The 2,125-nt window shown below is 44.6% G+C and carries 1 rRNA gene and 1 pseudogene; one reads left to right on the top strand and one right to left on the bottom strand.

Annotation, left to right across the window (positions count from 1 at the left end):
• Nucleotides 1-322: 322 nt before the first annotated feature.
• Nucleotides 323-502 (bottom strand): annotated as a pseudogene (locus DBU79_RS08100) (hypothetical protein).
• 1 nt (nt 503) lies between these two features.
• On the opposite strand from DBU79_RS08100, the gene DBU79_RS07660 reads away from it, so the two are divergent.
• Nucleotides 504-2,007: ribosomal RNA gene (locus DBU79_RS07660) — 16S ribosomal RNA — on the top strand.
• Nucleotides 2,008-2,125 lie beyond the last annotated feature (118 nt).

Here is a 2,125-nt window from a genome sequence, read left to right as displayed (position 1 = left end):
TTTAAGCAAACCTTAAGCTTTCTATGACTATACTTTCATTTCCTTGTTTCAGCAAGGGCTTTTAAAGAGCCGCTTGATACCTTACAAGGATAGCTGTTTAAAGCAAACGATCTTTGAAAACTAAGCAAATTGATAGAAGTTCTTTTTAAAGGGATATTCTAAAATAATAAGTAATGACTGACTAAATAGAGTGAGAGTTTTTATAACTTTCATTCTTTTATAAGAAATTCTTATCCAACCAGTGCCAATCAATTCCATTGATTCTGATGGTTATATCATATTATATCATTATGATTGATGACTGAATGGCATGAGAGTATTTTTAGGTTAGCGTTTGGCTAAACCTTTTTAAAAAGTTTCTTTCTGTTTTGTTGTTGTAATACTTAAGAACACAACCCGTTTTATTCAATAACCAAATAAAACGAGTTCTTGTGATACGCTAAAGCTGTTGTTAGGAATAACAACAGCCTATCAAAAAACAAAAGAGCTTTAGGACAAACACTTTTATGGAGAGTTTGATCCTGGCTCAGAGTGAACGCTGGCGGCGTGCCTAATACATGCAAGTCGAACGATGAAGCTTCTAGCTTGCTAGAGTGCTGATTAGTGGCGCACGGGTGAGTAACGCATAGGTCATGTGCCTCTTAGTTTGGGATAGCCATTGGAAACGATGATTAATACCAGATACTCCCTACGGGGGAAAGATTTATCGCTAAGAGATCAGCCTATGTCCTATCAGCTTGTTGGTAAGGTAATGGCTTACCAAGGCTATGACGGGTATCCGGCCTGAGAGGGTGAACGGACACACTGGAACTGAGACACGGTCCAGACTCCTACGGGAGGCAGCAGTAGGGAATATTGCTCAATGGGGGAAACCCTGAAGCAGCAACGCCGCGTGGAGGATGAAGGTTTTAGGATTGTAAACTCCTTTTGTTAGAGAAGATAATGACGGTATCTAACGAATAAGCACCGGCTAACTCCGTGCCAGCAGCCGCGGTAATACGGAGGGTGCAAGCGTTACTCGGAATCACTGGGCGTAAAGAGCGCGTAGGCGGGATAGTCAGTCAGGTGTGAAATCCTATGGCTTAACCATAGAACTGCATTTGAAACTACTATTCTAGAGTGTGGGAGAGGTAGGTGGAATTCTTGGTGTAGGGGTAAAATCCGTAGAGATCAAGAGGAATACTCATTGCGAAGGCGACCTGCTGGAACATTACTGACGCTGATTGCGCGAAAGCGTGGGGAGCAAACAGGATTAGATACCCTGGTAGTCCACGCCCTAAACGATGGATGCTAGTTGTTGGAGGGCTTAGTCTCTCCAGTAATGCAGCTAACGCATTAAGCATCCCGCCTGGGGAGTACGGTCGCAAGATTAAAACTCAAAGGAATAGACGGGGACCCGCACAAGCGGTGGAGCATGTGGTTTAATTCGAAGTTACACGAAGAACCTTACCTAGGCTTGACATTGAGAGAATCCGCTAGAAATAGTGGAGTGTCTAGCTTGCTAGACCTTGAAAACAGGTGCTGCACGGCTGTCGTCAGCTCGTGTCGTGAGATGTTGGGTTAAGTCCCGCAACGAGCGCAACCCCCTTTCTTAGTTGCTAACAGGTTATGCTGAGAACTCTAAGGATACTGCCTCCGTAAGGAGGAGGAAGGTGGGGACGACGTCAAGTCATCATGGCCCTTACGCCTAGGGCTACACACGTGCTACAATGGGGTGCACAAAGAGAAGCAATACTGTGAAGTGGAGCCAATCTTCAAAACACCTCTCAGTTCGGATTGTAGGCTGCAACTCGCCTGCATGAAGCTGGAATCGCTAGTAATCGCAAATCAGCCATGTTGCGGTGAATACGTTCCCGGGTCTTGTACTCACCGCCCGTCACACCATGGGAGTTGTGTTTGCCTTAAGTCAGGATGCTAAATTAGCTACTGCCCACGGCACACACAGCGACTGGGGTGAAGTCGTAACAAGGTAACCGTAGGTGAACCTGCGGTTGGATCACCTCCTTTCTAGAGAAAAGCTTTTAACATTCGCTTGTTAAAAGCCAAAGAGTATTACCTGACAAAAGAACTTCTTGTTGCTTAGTTTTGAAAGATTGAGCTTATTCTTTCTTTTTACTTCTTGATT

This window comes from Helicobacter pylori (assembly GCF_009689985.1).
GTDB lineage: Bacteria > Campylobacterota > Campylobacteria > Campylobacterales > Helicobacteraceae > Helicobacter > Helicobacter pylori_CG.
The sequence above is the reverse complement of the archived record's forward strand: the minus strand, read 5'-3'. Positions and strand labels throughout refer to the sequence as shown.